Source organism: Variovorax sp. 01T432 (assembly GCF_056398605.1).
Map to the genome: position 1 here is coordinate 36,239 of NZ_JBFTPS010000036.1, position 18,330 is coordinate 54,568.

Here is an 18,330-nt window from a genome sequence, read left to right on the forward strand (position 1 = left end):
CTCAGACACTCAGGTAGGCACGGCGTACCTCGTCGTTGGCGGCGAGTTCGGCCATCGACGCCTGGTAGCGGATCTGCCCCTTCTCGAGCACGTAGGCACGGTCGGACACGAGCTCGGCGAAGTGCATGTTCTGCTCCGACAGCAGGATGCTCACGCCCTGCGCCTTGAGCTCCAGGATCATGTGGGCCATCTGCTCGACGATGACCGGCGCGACGCCTTCGGAGGGCTCGTCCAGCAGCACGAGATAGGGGTTGCCCATCAGCGTGCGCGCCACGGTCAGCATCTGCTGCTCGCCACCGCTCATGCGGCCGCCGGGCCGGTTCGGCATTTCGCCGAGGTTCGGGAAGAGCTTGAACAGGCGCTCGGGCGTCCACAGCGGCGCATCGGTGCCGTCGGCCCAGCGGCGCGCGGGCTGCCTGCCGACTTCGAGGTTCTCCATCACCGTGAGGTCGGTGAACACGCGGCGGTCTTCGGGCACGAAGCCGAGGCCCAGGCGCGCCGCGTGGTGCGGCTCGCTCTTCGAGATGTCATGGCCCAGGAAGCGCACGGCGCCCCGGCGCTTGGCGAGCATGCCGATCAGCGCCTTGAGCGTGGTCGACTTGCCCGCGCCGTTGCGCCCCATGAGCGCCACCACTTCGCCGCGCCGCACCTCGAGGTCGACGTCGTAGAGGATCTGGGCGGCGCCGTACCAGGCGGCGAGCGCCTTGGCTTCCAGCAGGACTTCATGCTTGCTCATGCCGCCACTCCCGTCGCGGCCGCCGCCGCGGCGGCCTTCCCGGCAATCTTCTCGAAGGTCTTGCCGCTGCCGAAGTACACCTCCTGCACCTTCGGATGGTCGCGGATCTCCAGCGGCTTGCCCTGTGCGATCAGGCGGCCGCGCGCCAGCACGATCATGCGGTCGGCGTAGGCAAAGACCACGTCCATGCTGTGCTCGGTGAAGAGCACGGCCATGCCGCGGTCGATCACCAGCTGCTTGGTCAGGGCCATGAGCGAATTGCGTTCCTTGGGCGCCATGCCGGCGGTGGGTTCGTCCATGAGCAGGAGCTTGGGGCTGTTGGCCATCGCGATGGCGAGCTCGACGCGCTTGACGTCACCGTAGGCGAGCACGCTGCACGGCCGGTCGGCCTGCGGCTTCATGCCGACCTGGTCGAGCAGGTCGATGGCAAGGTCGCGTTTGTGGTCGGCGGCGCGGCGCCAGGTGGAAAAGAGCTTGTGATGGTGCGAGAGCAATGCCATCTGCACGTTCTCCACCACCGTCAGCGAAGCGAAAGTCTCCGCGATCTGGAATGTGCGCCCGACGCCCATGCGCCAGATCTCGCGCGGCTTGCGCCCGACCAGTTCCTGGCCGTCGAGCAGGATCGAGCCGCGGTCGGCCTTGAGCTGGCCGTTGACCATGTTGAAGGTGGTGGACTTGCCCGCGCCGTTCGGGCCGATCAGGGCGAGCAGTTCGCCCGCGGCCAACTCGAAGCTGATGCCGTCGACGGCCTTCACGCCGCCGAAGGACTTGCCGAGTTCGTTGACCTGGAGGAGGCTCATGCCTTCACCTCCTTGAGTGCCGCCGCTTCGGCCGCCTTCCCGCCGGGGCGGCGCCGCTCGAAGAGCTGCTTGGCGAAGCCCGCGATCCCCTGCGGGAACAGCAGGACCAGCAGCAGGATGATGCCGCCCAGCATCGCGCGCCAATAGTCGGTGTTGCGCGCCACCGTGTCGTGCAGCCAGGTGAAGGTGACCGCGCCGACCACCGGCCCCGCCAGCGTCTGGATGCCGCCCAGCAGCACCATCACCAGGCCGTCGACCGACTTGCCGATGCCCAGCGTCTCCGGCGAAATGCTGCCCTTGGAGAACGCGAAGAGCGCGCCGGCCAGCCCGGCCGCGGTGCCCGCGATCACGAAGGCGGCCCATTGCATGCGCTTGACGTCGATGCCGATCGCATCGGCGCGCAGCGCCGAGTCCCGCCCCGCGCGCAACGCATAGCCGAAGGGAGAGAACAGCACGCGGCGCAGCCACAGCACGCCCAGGCCCACCAGCACGAGCGTGAGCCAGTAGTAGATGCGCTTGTCCGACAGCCAGGCCGAGGGCCACACGCCCGTCAGCCCGTTGCTGCCGCCCGTGAAGTCGTCCCACTGGTAGGTGATCGCCCAGGTGATCTGCGCGAAGGCGAGCGTGAGCATCGCGAGGTACACGCCCGACAGCCGCACCGCGAACCAGCCGAAGACGAAGGCGCCCGCCGCCGCCACCAGCGGCGCGACGATGAGCGCGAGCTCCATCGGCAGGCCGACGGCGCGCACCAGCAAGGCGGCGCCGTAGGCCCCGAGCCCGAAGTAGGCCGCATGGCCGAAGGAGTGCATGCCGGCCGGCCCCATGATGAAGTGAAGGCTGGTCGCGAACAGCGCGGCGATCATCAGGTCGATCATCAGCACCGTCGTATAGGGCGAGTCGGCGGTGAGAAGAGGCATCAGCACGAGCACGAGGCCCAGCGCCGCGGCGGCCCACAGATAGGCCTTGCCCGGCCGGCGCAGCGGCTCCTCCTGCATGCCCACGTAGCGGCTCGGTGCCTGCGGCTTGCCGAACAGGCCCCAGGGGCGCCACACCAGCACGATGGCCATCACGAGGAAGTCCACCACCAGCGTGAGCTTGGAAAAGGAGATGCTGACACCCAGGATGTCGACCACGCCGAGCCAGATGCAGATGGCCTTGATCTCGGCGATCAGCAGCGCGGCGGCGTAGGCGCCGGGGATCGAGCCCATGCCGCCGACGACCACCACCACGAAGGCCGCGCCGATGGTGTTGAGGTCCATCTCCAGCGTCGCCGGCTCGTGCGGCAACTGCAAGGCGCCGCCGAGGCCCGCCAGCAGCGCGCCCAGCGCGAACACCGCCGTGAAGAGCCAGGCCTGGTTGACGCCGAGCGCGCTGACCATCTCGCGGTCCTGCGTCGCGGCGCGAATCAGCGTGCCGAAGCGCGTGCGGGTGAGCAGCATCCAGACCAGCCCGAGCACCAGTGGCCCGACGACGATCAGGAACAGGTCATAGGACGGGAACTGCCGCCCCAGGATCATGACGGAGCCCGAAAGCCCCGGCGCGCGCGGCCCGAGCAGTTCGTCGGGGCCCCAGAGCCACAGCACGGCGTCCTTGATCACCAGCACCAGCGCGAAGGTGGCGAGCAGCTGGAAGAGTTCGGGTGCCTTGTAGATACGCCGCAGCAACACCATTTCGATCAGCGCGCCGAGCACGCCGACGGCCAATGCGGCCATCACCAGCGCCGGCCAGAAGCCCAGGCCCGTGCCGAGCCGGTCGACCAATGTGTAGGCAATGTAGATGCCCACCATGAAGAACGAGCCATGCGCGAAGTTAACGATCCGCGTGACGCCGAAGATCAGCGACAGCCCCGCCGCCACCAGAAAGAGCGACGACGCGCTGGCAAGCCCGTTCAACAGCTGGACGATGAAACCAGAAAAGCTCATGCAAGGATCCTCGGAACGCAGCATTCATGCGAGAGGGCCGCCGCGCCCGGCCGCCCGAAGCGGCCGGCCCGCCCCCGCCGGGGGAAGGGCGAAGCGACACGAAGTGCGCGCAGCCTGGGGGCGAGCAACATGTCAATCGGCGGCGCGCGATTTCTTGACGTCGGCAGCGGAGGGCTGGTATTTCGCATCCGCACCGTCGAGGTAGACGTAGTCCACCATCACACCCTTGCCGCCCTCGTTCTTGGTGCGGCCCACGAAGGCCCCCATCGTCGACTGATGGTCTTCGGGGCGGTAGGTGATCTTGCCGAAGGGCGTGTCCACCTGCAGGCCCTTGAAGGCGGCAACCAGCTTCTCGGTGTCGGTGCTCTTGGCCTTGGCGATGCCCGCGGCGGCTGACTTGATCATGCTGTAGCCCACCACCGAGCCCAGGCGCGGGTAGTCCTTGAACTTGGCCTGGTAGGCCTGCTCGAAGGCCTTGTGCGCGGGCGTCGTGATGCCGTACCAGGGGTAGCCGGTGACGATCCAGCCGTTGGGGGCCTCGTCCTTGAGCGGGTCCAGGTACTCGGGCTCGCCGGTCAGCACGCTCACCACTTCACGGTCCTTGAAGAGGCCGCGCGTGTTGCCTTCGCGCACGAACTTGGAGAGGTCGGCGCCGAAGAGCACGTTGAAGATGGCGTCGGGCTTGGCATCGGCCAGCGCCTGCACCACGCTGCCGGCATCGACCTTGCCGAGCGGCGTGGCCTGCTCGGCGACGAATTCCACGTCGGGCTGCGCGGCCTGCATGAGCTGCTTGAAGGCGGCCACGGCAGACTGGCCATATTCGTAGTTGGGGTACACGACGGCCCAGCGCTTCTTCTTGAGCTTGACCGCTTCGGGCACCAGCATCGCGGCCTGCATGTAGGTGCCGGGGCGCAGGCGGAAGGTGTACTGGTTGCCGCCCTGCCAGGTCATCTTGTCGGTCAGCGGCTCGCCACCGAGGAAGAAGAACTTCTTCTGCTTGGCGAAGTCGGCCACGGCCAGGCCGGTGTTCGACAGGAAGGTGCCGGTCAGCATGTCGACCTTCTCGCGCGAGACCAGTTCCTCGGCCACGCGCACGGCGTCGCCGGGGTTGGCGTTGTCGTCGCGGCTGATGAGTTCGATCTTCTTGCCGTTGACGCCGCCCGCGGCATTGATCTCGTCGACCGCCAGTTCCATGCCCTTCTTGTAGGGCTCGAGGAAGGCGGGCTGCGCCTTGTAGCTGTTGATCTCGCCGATCTTGATCACGCCCTGCGCGTGCGCCGGGACGAGTGCGGTGGCGAGCGTGGCGACAGCGGCCGCGGTGAACACATGACGCAATGGATTCATCAAAAAACTCCTGGAGGTCGAACGGAAGAAAGAGGTGCGGCTGGAAGGATGCAGCGGGATCGGACGGTCAGCGAAGACCATCCTCGCCCTTGATCTCGGAGACCTGCAGGCCGCCGATGCGGGCCAGCGGCCGGCCGCTGTCGGTGACGGCGACCGCGACGACGATCTCGTTGGCGCGGGGCGCGTCCGACACGCGGGCCTCGATGGCGTCGAAATGACTGCGCACGAAGGCCGCGTCCTTGTGGCCGAGCGGCACGTCGATGGCGGTGCCGAGCGTGCCGCGCTTCTTGCTGGAAGGCACGAGCGCCGCGCCTTTCTCCACCGCCAGGCGCAGCGGCGCGCCCAGCTTGGGATGGAGGATGGCGGCGGCGTGTTCGAGCTCGCCGCCTTCGCCGACGATCGCGGCCTTGCCGTAGCTCTGCGCCTGGCCCGGTTCGATGCCCAGCGCCTGCACGGCCTTCTGCCCGAGCAGCGCGCCCAGCTCCTCGCCGATCGCGATCAGCTCGTCGAGCGATTCGCTGTAGCGGCCGGCGTAGGGGTTCTCGATCACCGCGATGGCGACCGCGCGGCGCGCCGGCGGCTCGATGGTCTTGCCCATTTCCTTGCGGGTCTCGTCGACCTGAACGACGAGCTTGCGAATGTTGGCCTTCATTGACTTTCCTTTGTTCATTTCGTTGGGAACCGACGCAGGCGGTTCAAGCCGGCAGCGGCCACAACGGCTTTGCCGGACCGCCGGTATCGCCCCCTTGAGGGGGAGGCGCCGCAGGCGCTTCGGGGGTGTTTCATCTCAATCCATCCCACTTGGTGATGTTCTCGGCGCGCAGGCCGCCGACGCGCTCGTGGATGCGGTAGCCGGTGGACATCGCGAGGATGAACACGATCTCGTCCGCCGCCGGCGCGCCGGGCACGCGCACTTCGATCGCATCGAACTGGCCGCGCACGTAGCTGGCGTTGATGTTGGTGAGCGGTACGTCGAGCGTGGCGCCGGGCGGCCCCACCTTCTTGGTCGAGGGCACGATCGACAGCGCATTCGCGGGCTGCCCCGTCTTCTCTTCCGCCTCGCCCTTGCGGTAGGCATTGCGGTCGCCCTTCCAGCCGAGCAGCTCGCGCATGGCATAGCCGCCGGGCACGTGCCACAGCGCGCCATGCTCAAGCTCGCCCTCCGCCCCGACGATGGCCCCCTTGCCGTAGGTCGCGATCTGCTCCAGCGGCACGCCCATCGCGGCGTGCAGCCGGTGCGCCATGTCGAGGCCCACGGGATCGAGCAGGCTCATCATCGGCAGGATGTCGGGCTCGTAGCGGCCCGCGAAAGGATTGGTCAGCACGGCGCCGATGGCGCCACGCACCAGCGGCGTCGCGGCGCGCGGCCCGAACTCGTGGTGGATGTGCTCGACATGGGTGAAGACGCGACGTATATCGATCATGAAAAGAAGCCCTGCTTTTCGTTAAGCAAATACTGAACCAACTGCATCGTCGGCACTTCGGTCCGCCAGGCGCGGGGCGCCGGGATCCTGCGAGCTTAAAGGCTCGACGAGCCGCCACTGCCCCTGGCAAACGAGCACGACGGACCACACGAGCCCGCCGCGCTGCAGCGCGGCGGCGCGCGCGGCGCCCGCATCCAGCGCGCGGCGCACCTGCGCGGGCGCGAGGATCGCGACGCCCGTGGTCACCGGGATGTCGCCCAGGTCGCTGTCGTCCTTGCACGCGCTCGCGGGCAGGCGGTGGATGCCGGGGTCGTCGACGTTCACGGCGTTGGCGATGACGGTGGCCGCCGCATCCGCTTGCGCGGCGGTGGCCGCGAGCACGGTCACGCTGTCGGCGATGCCGAGCGAAAAGCTGCGCCCGCGCCAGCCGCTGGTGGCGATGCCGCGCACCGGCAGCGCGGCGCCGACCTCGAACTGGCCATCGGTCGCGAGCGGCGCGCCGTCGCTCGGATCGAAGCGGGCGAGGTCGGCGAACAGCCCGACGCGCGCGGACTGGCCGGGCGCAAGATGCAGCGCGATATCGCCGCCGTTGTTGATCCACGCCCGCTCGACGCCGGGGCGCTCGTAGCAGGCGATGAGCTCCTGCGCGACCGCGCCCGCGACGGCCGCCATCGGCGTGATGAAGCCGGCGCGGAACGGCGCGCAAGCCTGCCACATGCGCCACGCGACACGGCCCTGCAGCGGGCAGGCCGCGCCCACGGGCTGCCGCAGCAAGGGCAGCTCCGCCACCAGTTCGCCGAGCACCGTGCCGAAGCGCTGCCACGCCGATTCGTGCGCGGCGGCGACGGCCGCGGCCTCACCGTGCGCCTCGGCCACGATATCGATCGGACCGTGGTTCAGGTGCCAGCGGCCGCCTTCGAGTGCGCTGCGTTGGGCGCTCATGGGAGGAGGTCCATTCAGCCGAGCATCGGGGCTTGCCCAAGAGGCCAGGGATTGGCGGCGTCCATGCGCAGCCATTGGCGCGCGAGCGGCGCGCCGTCGGCCTGCCAGGCGCCACGCGCCAGCGCCTGCTCGAGCGAGAACACATGCTCCATGTGACCGCCGAGGGCGGCGTAATCGTCGCGCCGCATGCTGAACTCGATCGGCGCGACGATTGCCGGCGTGGGCACCGTGCCGAAGCTGTCGTCCGGCATGCGCAGCACATCCACCATCACCGTGATGCCGCCGCCCGGCCACACATAGGCGGGCGCGCCGCCGCAGGTCACGTTGACCAGCGCGCGCTTGATCGCGCGCGTCAGCAGCACCGGGTTCTCGGTGACGCCGGCGCGCAGACTGCCGCCCGCGCCGCCGAGGAAGAGCACGCTGCACAGCGATGGCTCGCAGTTCTCGCCGATGCGCGCGACGATGCGGCGCACCTCCGCCGGCATCTCCTGCTCGACCGGCCGCAGCTGCTCGTCGAGCACGTACCACTGCGCATGCTCGCCGGTGGTCGAAGTCATCAGCAGGCGCAGGCCCGGGCGCGCCACGCCCTCCTCCCAGCCTTCGATGATGGAGAGCGGATCGTCGATGTCGGTGCCGCCCCAGCCGTTGCCGGGGTTGGCCACCTGGAAGTAGCGCCCCGGCGTCGACTTGCGCCCGCGCATCTGGATGCCCGAGGGCAGCATGTCGAGACAGCGCCCGGCCTGGTGCTCGGTCAGCACGCCGGTGATGTGGTCGTCGACCACCACCACCTCGTCGGCCTGGCCGAAGAACTGGCGCGCGAAGATGCCGATGGCCGCCGAGCCGCAACCCACGCGCATGCGCTTCTCCTCGACGCCGTTGACGATGGGCGCGCGGCCGGCCTGGATCACCATGCTGGCGCCGCCGTCGATCACGCATTCGACGGGCTTCTTGTTGCCCAGCAGCTGCATCAGCTCGACCGTCATGCGGCCCTCCTTCTTGCTGCCGCCGGTGAGGTGGTGCACGCCGCCGAGCGACAGCATCTGGGAGCCGTATTCGGCCGTGGTGACATGGCCGACGACTTCGCCGCGATAGCGCACATTGGCCTGCTCGGCGCCCAGGAAGCGGTCGGTGTCGATCTTCACCTTGAAGCTGCAGTAGCTGAAGATGCCCTCGGTGACGACCGTGACCATGTCCACGCCCTGCGCCTTCGAGGCGACGATGAAGGGCGCCGGCTTGTAGTCGGGATAGGTGGTGGAGGAGCCCACGCCGGTCACGAAGACCTCGTCGGCGTGCAGGAGATCGCCGTTCCAGTCGGGATCGGCCGATGGCGTCTCGGCCGCCCCCGACTTCGCGAAGGCAACGAGCGCCGGGGATTCGCTCGCCAGTTCGCGGCGCAGCAGCACGACTGGGTCGACGCGCACCAGCACGCCTTCGCGGTTGGCATAGCGGTCGCAGGCGCCGGTGCGCCCCTCGGAGATCTGGCACAGCACCGGGCAGGCGTTGCACTCGACCTTGGCCGCGTTCATGCGCTCGTTGCGCAGGGGCGCCCGGCCGGTGGCCTCGGGCATCACCGGCATGTCCATGCCGGGCAATCCGTCTGTCTTCGTGTGTTCGGTCATCGCGGGGATCTCGTGGAGAACGGGCCAATGGAGACAGACGGGTGTGCAACAAATGTGCCGGGAACCCGCTTGTGCCGGAATTGACGTTTGTGTAGCATTCCCTACACTTTCATGTGGCAATCACTACATTGAAGGTCAATGTAGCAAACAGGTCCGATGCTTGCAATGGTGTTTTCGCGGCGGTCGCCGACAATCGGCGGGTTCCCTTTCATTCATAACCAGCCCTGATCCCTATGAGTGCTTTCAGCGAAGAACGCGTGTTGAGCGTCCACCATTGGACCGACCGCCTGTTCACCTTCACCACCACGCGCGACCCCGCGCTGCGTTTCTCGAACGGCCATTTCACGATGATCGGCCTCAAGGTCAACAACAAGCCCTTGCTGCGGGCGTACAGCATCGTGAGCCCCAACTACGAGGAACATCTTGAGTTCCTGAGCATCAAGGTCGAGGAAGGCCCCCTCACCTCGAAGCTGCAGCACATCCAGGTGGGCGACACCGTCATCGTCGGCCGCAAGCCCACGGGCACCCTGCTGATCGACTACACGCTGCCCGGCAAGCGGCTCTACCTGTTCGGCACCGGCACAGGCCTCGCACCGTTCATGAGCATCATCCGCGACCCCGACACCTACGAGAAATTCGAGAAGGTCATCCTGGTGCACGGCGTGCGCCAGGTCGATGAGCTGGCGTACCACGACCTCGTGACGGACCACCTGCCCAAGCATGAATTCCTGGGCGAGATGATCGCGAAGCAGCTGCTCTACTACCCGACTGTCACGCGCGAAGAGTTCCGCAACATGGGCCGCATCACCGACCTGATCGAGAACAACAAGCTGACCGACGACCTCGGCCTGCCGCCGCTCAATCCCGCCGAAGACCGGGTGATGCTTTGCGGCAGCCCGGGCCTGCTGGTCGATGCGAGGCACATCCTCGAAGCGCGCGGCTTCAAGGAAGGCAACACCTCGACTCCCGGCGACTTCGTGGTCGAACGCGCCTTCGCCGAGAAATGACAGCCCCCCGGCTTGCCACTTCGTGTGCTTCGCCACCCCGCGGGGGGGAGGCGCGGCTCGCCTTGGGGCGGCCCGGCGGCGGCCGCTGGGCCGCCTTGCGCAGGAGTCGATGATGGCCGAGCGCAAGGCCGCCGCGAAGCCGACACGCCGCACCGGCGTGCGCGAGGCGGCCGCGCAGGCCACGCGCGACAGCATCCTGAAGGCGGCCACGAAGGTGTTCGCCAAGTACGGCTACGACGGCGGCAGCGTCGAGAAGATCTCCAAGGCCGCCAAGTCGTACGACCGGATGATCTACTACTACTTCGGCAGCAAGGAAGGCCTCTTCATCGCCGTGCTCGAAGGCATCTACCGGCGCATGGACGATGCCGAGGCGGCGATCGACCTCGATGCGACGCGGCCGGTCGAGGCATTGACGGCGGTGATCCGCTTCGTGCTCGGCTACTACCGCAAGAACCCCGAGTTCGTCACCTTGCTGAACACCGAGAACCTGCACAAGGGCCGGCACGTCGCGAAGTCGCTGCGCGCGCGCGAGTATTCCTCGCGGGCCATCTCGATCATCCAGAAGCTGCTGGAGAGCGGCGCCGAGCAGGGCCTGTTCCGCGGCGACGTGGCGGCGCGCGATCTCTACCTGCTGATCGCGTCGACCGGCTACTTCTACACGTCGAACCGGCACACGCTGACCGCCTTCCTGGGCGAGCCCCTGGAGACGCCGGAGGCCGTCGCGCACTGGGAAGACTTCGTGATCGAAACCGTGCTGCGCACGGTCGACGCGGGCGCTTCCGACGCGGAAACACAAACCACCCCACCCCACGAGGCAAAGAAATGGCAGAAGTCGCAACCGGCGCAAAGTCGGGCAAGGTCGTCATCCGGAACATAGGCCTGCTGCTCTCGGGCGACATCGACAAGCCGATCCTCGACGCCGACACGATCGTCGTCAACGACGGACTGATCGTCGCGGTCGGCAAGGAGAAGGACTGCGACCTCGAAGGCGCGCAGACCGTGATCGACGTGCGCGGGACCTGCGTGGCGCCCGGCCTGATCGACAGCCACGTGCACCCCGTGTTCGGCGACTGGACGCCGCGCCAGAGCCAGCTCGGCTGGATCGATTCGACGATGAACGGCGGCGTCACCACCATGATCTCCGCCGGCGAGGTGCACCTGCCCGGCCGGCCGAAGGACATCGTGGGCCTGAAGGCGCTGGCCATCACCGCGCAGCGCGCCTTCGACAACTTCCGCCCCGGCGGCGTCAAGGTGCTGGCCGGCGCGCCGGTGATCGAGAAGGGCATGGTCGAGAGCGATTTCAAGGAGCTGGCCGAGGCCGGCGTCGGGCTGCTCGGCGAGGTCGGCCTGGGCTCGGTCAAGGCGGGCTACGAGGCCAAAGAGATGGTGGCCTGGGCGCGCAAGTACGGCATCCAGAGCACCATCCACACGGGCGGCCCCTCGATTCCCGGTTCGGGCCTGATCGACAAGGATGTGGTGCTCGAAGCCGACGCCGACATCATCGGCCACATCAACGGTGGCCATACCTCGTTGCCCGAGGCGCACGTGTGCGAGCTGTGCGAGAAGTCCTCGCGCGCGATCGAGATCGTGCACAACGGCAACGAGCGTGTCGCCATCGCGGCGGCCAGGGCGGCGCTGGACCTGAAGTGTCCGCACCGCGTGATCCTCGGCACCGACGGGCCGGCCGGTTCGGGTGTTCAGCCGCTGGGCATCCTGCGCATGGTGGCGATGCTGTCGTCGATCGCCAACATCCCGGCCGAGCTGGTGTTCTGCTTCGCGACCGGCAACACGGCGCGCATCCGCAAGCTCAACTGCGGCCTGATCGAGGTCGGCCGCGACGCGGACTTCGTCTTCATGGACCGCGCGCAGCACTCGCCGGCGGCGGGCCTGCTCGAAAGCGTGCGGCTCGGCGACCTCCCGGGCGTCGGCATGGTGATGATCGACGGCATCGTGCGCTGCGGCCGCAGCCGCAACACGCCCCCCGCCACCGAGGTGCCCACCGTGGTCTCCGGCGCCCACTGAGCGACGCCGGTCCGGCCAAGCCTGGGCCGGGTGAGCCCAGAAACACCGCGGAACCGGCTCCGCCGGGCCGCCGATGTTGCCCCCGGTGAGGGGGAAGGCGCAGCGACACGAAGTGCGCGAAGCCTTGGGGGTGAGTCAAAGATTCGGCGCGAGGAGCCGTTCGAGGTCGGATTCGCTCTCCGTGCGGCGCGCGGCCATGTCCTGCAGCTGGTCGCGCCCGATCTTGCCGACGTTGAAGTAGGTCGCGGCGGGATGGCTCAGCTGGAAACCACTCACGCTGGCCGCAGGCATCATGGCAAGGCTTTCCGTCAGGATCATGCCGATCTCGTTGCAGTTCAACAGCTCGAACATCTGCCGCTTCACGCTGTGGTCGGGGCAGGCGGGGTAGCCCGGCGCCGGCCGGATGCCGCGGTACTTCTCGCGGATCATGTCTTCGATGCTCAAGCCCTCGTCGGCCGCGTAGCCCCACAGGTCGGTGCGCGCCCGGTGGTGCAGCGCCTCGGCGAAGGCTTCGGCCAGCCGGTCGGCCAGCGCCTTCAGCATGATGGCCGAGTAGTCGTCGAGATCGTCCAGGAAATACTTCTCCTTCTTCTCGACGCCCAGGCCTGCCGTGACCGCGAACACGCCCACATAGTCCTTGAGCCCGCTCTCGCGCGGCGCGACGAAGTCGGCCAGGCAGCGGCTCGGACGCATCACGCCTTCGATCACCTGCTTCTCGGTCTGCTGGCGCATGCCGTACCAGGTGAGCGCCACCTCGGTGCGCGACTCGTCGGTGTACAGCACGATGTCGTCGTCGTTCACCGTGTTGGCCGGCCAGAAGCCGACCACGCCGCTGGCGGTCAGCCAGCGCCCTTCGATCAGCCGCTTGAGCATGCGCTGGCCGTCGGCGTAGACGCGCACGGCCTCGGTGCCGACGATCTCGTCCTTCAGGATGGCCGGGAACGGACCCGCCAGATCCCAGGTCTGGAAGAACGGCCCCCAATCGATGTACCTGGCGAGTTCGCTCAGGTCGAAGTTCCTGAACACGCGGCGGCCGATGAACTTGGGCACCGGCGGCGTGTAGCTCGACCAGTCGATCGGCGTCTTGTTCGCCCGCGCCTTGGCGAGCGGCCACATGGGCGTCTGCTTCTTGTTGGCGTGCTGCAGCCGCACCTTGTCGTAGTCGGCGTTGAGCTCGTCGATGTAGCTGGTGGCCTGGTCGGACAGCAGCGACTGCGCCACGCTCACGCTGCGCGATGCATCGGGCACGTAGACCACCGGCCCTTCGTAGTGCGGCGCGATCTTGACCGCCGTGTGCACCCGGCTGGTGGTGGCGCCGCCGATCATGAGCGGGATCTTCCGGATGCGGAAATGATCGTCCTTCTGCATCTCGCCGGCGACGTACTGCATCTCTTCCAGGCTGGGCGTGATCAGGCCCGAGAGCCCGACGATGTCCGCGCCCTCGACCTTCGCCCGCGCGAGGATCTCGTGGCAGGGCACCATCACGCCCATGTTCACCACCTCGAAGTTGTTGCACTGGAGCACGACGGTGACGATGTTCTTGCCGATGTCGTGCACGTCGCCCTTGACGGTGGCGATGACGATCTTGCCCTTGGTGCGGACGTCGCGTCCCGCGGCTTCGTCCTGGCGCTTTTCTTCCTCGATGTAGGGAATCAGGTGGGCCACGGCGGACTTCATCACGCGCGCCGACTTCACCACCTGCGGCAGGAACATCTTGCCCTGGCCGAACAGGTCGCCGACGATGTTCATGCCGGCCATCAGCGGGCCCTCGATCACGTGCAGCGGCCGCCCGCCCGTGGCCAGGATCTGCTGGTAGGCCTCCTCGGTGTCCTCGACGATGAAGTCCGTGATGCCGTGCACCATGGCATGCGAGAGCCGCTGGTTGACGTGCACGAAGTTCTCCGGCGTGCCGCGCCATTCGAGCTTCTTGCTCTCGTCCTTGGCGCCGCTCTTCGCGCTCTCGGCCACCTCGACCAGGCGCTCGCCGGCGTCGGGGCGGCGGTTGAGCACCACGTCTTCCACGCGCTCGCGCAGCGTCGGCTCCAGGTCGTCGTAGACGCCCACCATGCCCGCGTTCACGATGCCCATGTCCATGCCCGCCTTGATCGCGTGGTACAGGAACACGGTGTGGATCGCCTCGCGCACCGGGTCGTTGCCGCGGAAGCTGAAGCTCACGTTCGACACGCCGCCCGACACCTTGGCGCCCGGCAGGTTCTGCTTGATCCAGCGCACGGCGTTGATGAAGTCGACGGCGTAGTTGTTGTGCTCCTCGATGCCGGTGGCGATCGCGAAGATGTTGGGGTCGAAGATGATGTCCTCGGGCGGAAAGCCGATCTCGTCGACCAGCAGGCGGTAGGCGCGCTCGCAGATCTCGATCTTGCGCTCGTAGGTGTCGGCCTGGCCCTTCTCGTCGAAGGCCATGACGACCGCCGCCGCGCCGTAGCGCCGCACGAGCCTGGCCTGGTGCATGAACTGCGCCTCGCCCTCCTTCATGCTGATGGAGTTGACGATGCCCTTGCCCTGGATGCAGCGCAGGCCGGCCTCGATCACTTCCCACTTGGAGCTGTCGACCATGATCGGCACGCGCGCGATGTCGGGCTCGCTCGCGATCAGGTTCAGGAAGCGCACCATCGCGGCCTTGCTGTCGAGCATGGCCTCGTCCATGTTGATGTCGATCACCTGCGCGCCGTTCTCGACCTGCTGGCGGGCCACGGCCAGCGCTTCCTCGAACTGGCCGTTGAGGATCATTCGCGCGAAGGCCTTGGAGCCGGTGACGTTGGTGCGCTCGCCGATGTTGACGAACAGCGTGCCCTCGCCGATCTGCACGGGCTCGAGGCCGGACAGCTTCATGGAGGGGACCGGGAGGGCGGAAGAATCGGAAGTAGACATGGGCTCACCTGCGCAACGTGGGTTCAGGCGAGCGTCGTTGCAATCCAGTGGCTGGAAGCCCAAGCCTGACGCGGCGCCGTCGAATGGCGACGGCCCGCGCTGCAACGCTCCTTGGGGAGCGCGGATTTTACGCCGGCTGCGCCGCCCCGGCCGCCGATGCGGGCAAGCCGAACAGAAGGTCGAAGACCCAGTTGAAGACGAAGGTGTAGACCAGGAAGAACGCGACCAGGCCCAGGTCCATCACCAGCGCCTGCCAGAGGCTCACGCCCAGCCCCCAGGCGAACATCGGCACCAGGAAGGCGATGAGCCCGCCCTCGAAGCCGACCGCATGGGCGATGCGCCGCCGCACGCCGCGCCCGCGCACCGCCTGGCGCGACTCCCAGCGCTCAAACAGGGCATTGAAGGCCAGATTCCAGACCACGGCGATCACCGACGCGACGACCGCCAGCACGCCCGAATGGCCCATCCCCTGCCCCGAGACGAGCGAAAGCCCGACGCTGGCCGCGACGATGGCAATGCCTTCGTAGAGCGTGATGTAGACGACGCGGCGCTTGAGCCCTTGCATGAATCTTCCTTCTTGATCGATGTTTGCAGCGACTTTATGTGCGCATCTCTGATATAAAAAGTCATGTTCCTTCAGAAAATTTGATAGATAGGCCGGCATGAGCTTTTCCAGCGACAACGTCCAGGTGTTCCTCGCCGTGCTCGACCACGGCTCCTTCTCGGCCGCGGCGCGGGCGCTGCGCAGGGTTCCTTCGGCCGTCAGCATGGCGATCGCGACCCTGGAGGCCGAGCTCGACCTGCCGCTGTTCGACCGCGCCGGCCGCGAACCGCAGCCCACGCCCGCGGCGCGCTCGCTGGAGCCGCAGGCGCGGCTGCTCGCCGCCCAGTTGAAGCAGCTCCAAGTCCAGGCGCTCGCGCTGACGCAGGGCCTCGAGAACCGGCTCACGCTGGCGATCGCGCCCGAACTGCTGGCCGCGCCCTGGAGCGGTCCCCTGGCCGCGCTGGCGCAGGAATACCCGCTGCTGGAAGTCGAGGTGCTGGCGGCCCCGCAGGCCGACGCGCTGGAGCTGCTGCACAGCGGCCGCGCGCAGCTCGCGCTGGTGTTCGAGCGCCCGAGCCTCGACGGCCGGGAGGGCTTTCAGGAAGTGGCCAACGACACGATGGTCGCGGTGATGGCGCCCGACCATCCGGTCCTGGCCGCCGCCGGCGGGCGCCTGCGCGAGGAGCACCTGACGACCACGCGGCAGATCGTGGTGGCGGGGCGCGATCTCGCCACCAGCGACCCGCGCTTCGTCTTCGCGCGCCACGTCTGGCGCGCCGACAACGCGCTCGCGGCGCTGAGCCTGCTCACGGCGGGCCTCGGCTGGGGCTGGCTGCCGCGCAACTTCGTCCGCCCGCACGTCGCCGCCGGTGCGCTGGTCGAGATCCCCTTCGAGAACCTGTCGAACGGGCTGGACCTGTGGGTGGACGTCGTGTGGTCGCGCGAACGACCGCTCGGCCTGGGCGCCCAGCGCTTCGTCGCGCTCATCGCGCGCAAGAAGGACTGAGCGCGATCAGGCGCGATGGTCGCGTTCTATCGACGCGGCGCCATGATGTTCGGCGGCGGCTCGCCGCSGGGCGCGCCACCGCCCGCCTCCTGCGGGCGSCCGCCCCCACCGCCGGGTCGGCCACCTCCTCCCTGCGGGCGTGCGGYGCCGGGCGGTGGGCCGCCGGCGGCCGGGCGGCCCCCGGGTTGCTGGGATCGCATCTGGGCTGCGGGGGGCTGCCGCACCTGGGGGCTCGGTCGGGCTGGCTGCACTTCCGGCGCGCGCTGCTGCGGCCGCATTTCAGGCGCGGCCCGCGGTTGCCGCATCTCCCGACCCGGAGCGAATTGCGGTCGCATGATGTTCTCGTGCGGCTGCTGGACGGCGGGCGGCCGCTGCTGCGGCCTGTAGCCGGGCTGCGGCGCGAAGCCGGGGCCGGGACGAAACGGCTGGGGCCGCCATTCCGGACGCGCCGGCGGCGGCGGGTGCCAGCCGGCAGCCGGCGGTGGCGGACCGCCGCGCCACCAGCGGCGGTCGCCATACCAGGGCCGGTCGCGGTAGTAGTCTGACCAATAGCTGCCGATCACGAAGCTGACAATGGGCACGCCGATGAGGGCGCCGTAGGTCGCGAGCGGGACGCGCCGATCTTCGTAGGCGTAGTCGAGGCTTTGCGCATAAACCCAGCCGCGCAGGCCATCGGGCAGCACGACGTCGCACCAGCCGTAGCCGTTGGTGCAACCCATCACCTCGACCGGCTGGCCCGGTCCCAGTTGCGCGACGAGCGGGTAGTTGGCCGAAGGCCCGGCGCGCAGGTTCACCGCACCTCGCGCGAAGGCCTGCTGCGCCGACGCGGCAACCGGCAAGGCAAGGGTGAAGGCGCCGATGGCGATCCAACGTTTGGCGTACTTGAACATGGGATAGGTTCCTTTGCGGTCAGCCTAGGCTGGCGCTCGACATGTTGTCAATCAGCCACGACCGCGTCCCGGGGCCTCGCCCCGCCCCGTCCTGCCCGCCCGACGTCCCGGTCAGGCCGCTTCGCTGTAGAAGGCCGCGCGGTGGAGCGCGCGCCCCGCGATCGGCGCCACCGCCTGCCCGATGGCCGCGATGTGCTCCGGCGTCGTGCCGCAGCAGCCGCCCACGATGTTGACCAGCCCTTCGGCCGCGAACTCGTGCAGCAGGCGCGAGGTCACGGCCGGCGTCTCGTCGAAGCCGGTCTCGCTCATCGGGTTGGGCAGGCCGGCGTTCGGGTAGCAGCTGATGAAGGTGTCGTCCGCCACCCGCGCCAGTTCCTGGATGTAGGGGCGCATCAGGGCCGCGCCGAGCGCGCAGTTGAGGCCGATGGCCATCGGCCGCGCGTGCCGCACGCTGTGCCAGAAGGCCGTCACGGTCTGGCCGCTGAGGATGCGGCCCGAGGCATCGGTCACGGTGCCGCTGATGATCAGGGGCAGGCGCTCGCCGCTGTTGTCGAAGTATTCGTCGATCGCGAACAGCGCGGCCTTGGCGTTGAGCGTGTCGAAGATGGTCTCGACCAGCAGCACGTCGGCGCCGCCCTCGACCAGCGCCTCGACCTGCTCGTAGTAGGAGGCGCGCAGCTCCTCGAAGCTCACGTTGCGCGCGCCGGGGTCGTTGACGTCGGGGCTGATGCTCGCGGTCTTGGGCGTCGGGCCGAGGGCGCCGACGACGAAGCGCGGCTTGTCCGGCGTGCTGAACTTGTCGCAGGCCGCGCGCGCCAGCCGGGCGGATTCGAGGTTCATCTCGCGGGCGAGATCGGCCATCTTGTAGTCCTCTTGCGCGATGCGGGTCGCGCCGAAGGTGTTGGTTTCGATCAGGTCGGCGCCGGCGGCGAGGTAGCCCTCATGGATGTCGCGGATCACATCCGGCCGCGTCAGCGAGAGCAGCTCGTTGTTGCCCTTGACGTCGCGCGGAAAATCCTTGAAGCGCTCGCCGCGGTATTGCGCCTCCGTCAGCTTGAAGCGCTGGATCATCGTGCCCATCGCGCCATCGAGGATGACGATGCGTTGGGCCAGGATGCCGGGCAGTTGCTGGGCGCGGGTATAGACGACGGGCTTCATGGCCCGGATTGTAGGGAGCGCGCCCCG

Annotated in this window: 16 protein-coding genes and 1 riboswitch; of the genes, 4 read left to right on the forward strand and 12 right to left on the reverse strand. The window is 68.3% G+C overall.

Features of this window, described 5'->3' with window-relative positions; all coding sequences use genetic code 11:
- Position 1: 1 nt before the first annotated feature.
- The 8 genes from AC1DNF_RS23895 to AC1DNF_RS23930 all read right to left on the reverse strand — a co-directional run bounded on the left by AC1DNF_RS23895 (position 2) and on the right by AC1DNF_RS23930 (position 8,787).
- The gene (locus AC1DNF_RS23895) at positions 2-736 is read right to left on the reverse strand and encodes an ABC transporter ATP-binding protein (protein WP_478151126.1); all 735 of its coding nucleotides are present in this window, start codon (positions 734-736) and stop codon (positions 2-4) included.
- A complete protein-coding gene (locus tag AC1DNF_RS23900) occupies positions 733-1,536 on the reverse strand; it encodes an ABC transporter ATP-binding protein (protein ID WP_478151127.1) in 804 nt (267 codons plus the stop codon). The genes AC1DNF_RS23895 and AC1DNF_RS23900 overlap by 4 nt, the downstream gene beginning before the upstream one ends.
- On the reverse strand, positions 1,533-3,458 hold the full coding sequence (locus tag AC1DNF_RS23905; RefSeq protein WP_478151128.1) for an ABC transporter permease: 1,926 nt from the start codon (positions 3,456-3,458) through the stop codon (positions 1,533-1,535). The genes AC1DNF_RS23900 and AC1DNF_RS23905 overlap by 4 nt, the downstream gene beginning before the upstream one ends.
- Before the next feature lie 132 nt (positions 3,459-3,590).
- Positions 3,591-4,802, reverse strand: a complete 1,212-nt coding sequence (locus AC1DNF_RS23910; RefSeq protein WP_478151129.1) for an ABC transporter substrate-binding protein — start codon at positions 4,800-4,802, stop codon at positions 3,591-3,593.
- Positions 4,803-4,869: 67 nt separating this feature from the next.
- A complete protein-coding gene (locus AC1DNF_RS23915) occupies positions 4,870-5,454 on the reverse strand; it encodes an amino acid synthesis family protein (RefSeq protein ID WP_478151130.1) in 585 nt (194 codons plus the stop codon).
- Positions 5,455-5,584: 130 nt separating this feature from the next.
- The gene (locus tag AC1DNF_RS23920) at positions 5,585-6,226 is read right to left on the reverse strand and encodes an amino acid synthesis family protein (RefSeq protein WP_478151131.1); all 642 of its coding nucleotides are present in this window, start codon (positions 6,224-6,226) and stop codon (positions 5,585-5,587) included.
- A 21-nt stretch (positions 6,227-6,247) separates the two neighbouring features.
- A complete protein-coding gene (locus AC1DNF_RS23925) occupies positions 6,248-7,168 on the reverse strand; it encodes a UPF0280 family protein (RefSeq protein ID WP_478151132.1) in 921 nt (306 codons plus the stop codon).
- 14 nt (positions 7,169-7,182) lie between these two features.
- Positions 7,183-8,787, reverse strand: coding sequence for a 6-hydroxynicotinate reductase (locus AC1DNF_RS23930; protein ID WP_478151133.1), 1,605 nt, complete (start codon positions 8,785-8,787; stop codon positions 7,183-7,185).
- A 233-nt stretch (positions 8,788-9,020) separates the two neighbouring features.
- On the opposite strand from AC1DNF_RS23930, the gene AC1DNF_RS23935 reads away from it, so the two are divergent.
- The 3 genes from AC1DNF_RS23935 to AC1DNF_RS23945 all read left to right on the forward strand — a co-directional run bounded on the left by AC1DNF_RS23935 (position 9,021) and on the right by AC1DNF_RS23945 (position 11,816).
- Positions 9,021-9,794, forward strand: coding sequence for a ferredoxin--NADP reductase (locus AC1DNF_RS23935; RefSeq protein WP_478151134.1), 774 nt, complete (start codon positions 9,021-9,023; stop codon positions 9,792-9,794).
- Between the two features lie 112 nt (positions 9,795-9,906).
- Positions 9,907-10,671 (forward strand): TetR/AcrR family transcriptional regulator, encoded by a 765-nt coding sequence (locus AC1DNF_RS23940; protein ID WP_478151135.1) that lies wholly within the window; start codon positions 9,907-9,909, stop codon positions 10,669-10,671.
- Entirely contained in the window at positions 10,617-11,816 is a 1,200-nt protein-coding gene (locus AC1DNF_RS23945; protein ID WP_478151136.1) for an amidohydrolase family protein, read from the forward strand. The genes AC1DNF_RS23940 and AC1DNF_RS23945 overlap by 55 nt, the downstream gene beginning before the upstream one ends.
- A 135-nt stretch (positions 11,817-11,951) precedes the next feature.
- On the opposite strand, the gene metH is transcribed toward AC1DNF_RS23945, so the two are convergent.
- Together metH and AC1DNF_RS23955 are read right to left on the reverse strand one after the other, a co-directional pair.
- Entirely contained in the window at positions 11,952-14,666 is a 2,715-nt protein-coding gene (gene metH, locus AC1DNF_RS23950; protein WP_478151157.1) for a methionine synthase, read from the reverse strand.
- 61 nt (positions 14,667-14,727) lie between these two features.
- Positions 14,728-14,824: riboswitch (S-adenosyl-L-homocysteine riboswitch) on the reverse strand.
- Between the two features lie 8 nt (positions 14,825-14,832).
- Entirely contained in the window at positions 14,833-15,270 is a 438-nt protein-coding gene (locus tag AC1DNF_RS23955; protein WP_478151137.1) for a PACE efflux transporter, read from the reverse strand.
- Between the two features lie 97 nt (positions 15,271-15,367).
- On the opposite strand from AC1DNF_RS23955, the gene AC1DNF_RS23960 reads away from it, so the two are divergent.
- Complete coding sequence (locus tag AC1DNF_RS23960) at positions 15,368-16,255, forward strand: LysR family transcriptional regulator (RefSeq protein WP_478151138.1); 888 nt, start codon at positions 15,368-15,370, stop codon at positions 16,253-16,255.
- Positions 16,256-16,281: 26 nt separating this feature from the next.
- Here AC1DNF_RS23960 and AC1DNF_RS23965 read toward each other — a convergent pair whose 3' ends face one another.
- The gene (locus AC1DNF_RS23965) at positions 16,282-17,145 is read right to left on the reverse strand and encodes an SH3 domain-containing protein (RefSeq protein ID WP_478151139.1); all 864 of its coding nucleotides are present in this window, start codon (positions 17,143-17,145) and stop codon (positions 16,282-16,284) included.
- A gap of 111 nt (positions 17,146-17,256) precedes the next feature.
- Positions 17,257-18,303: a homocysteine S-methyltransferase family protein gene (locus AC1DNF_RS23970; protein ID WP_478151140.1), complete on the reverse strand. Its 1,047-nt coding sequence runs from the start codon at positions 18,301-18,303 to the stop codon at positions 17,257-17,259.
- Positions 18,304-18,330: the final 27 nt, after the last annotated feature.